Annotated in this window: 1 pseudogene; it reads right to left on the minus strand. The window is 69.1% G+C overall.

What is annotated here, in order from left to right:
* A pseudogene (locus tag AC1DYG_RS21065) lies at positions 1-353 on the minus strand (long-chain fatty acid--CoA ligase); the annotation flags it as partial.

Consider the following 353-nt stretch of genomic DNA (forward strand, 5'->3'; position numbering starts at 1 on the left):
AGACGTACGGCCGGCGGTCGCCGTAGGCCAGCGACTGACCGACCAGCGGGTGCTTGGTCAGCAGCGCCTCCACCGCGGCCGGCGCGATGTTCTTGCCGCCCGACGTGATGATCAGGTCCTTCTTGCGGTCGATGATGTAGAGGTGCCCGCCCTCGTCGACCCGTCCGACGTCGCCCGAGTGCATCCAGCCCTCGTCGTCGGTCACGGAGACGACGGATCCGTCCTCCTGGAGGTACCCGGCCGACACGATCGGGCCGCGCACCAGGATCTCGCCGTCCTCGAGCAGCCTGATCTCGGTGCCCGGGATCGGGGTGCCGACCGAACCGAACCGGAAGTCCGTCTCGCTCGTGGAG

Source organism: Pedococcus sp. P1_H8 (assembly GCF_056405175.1).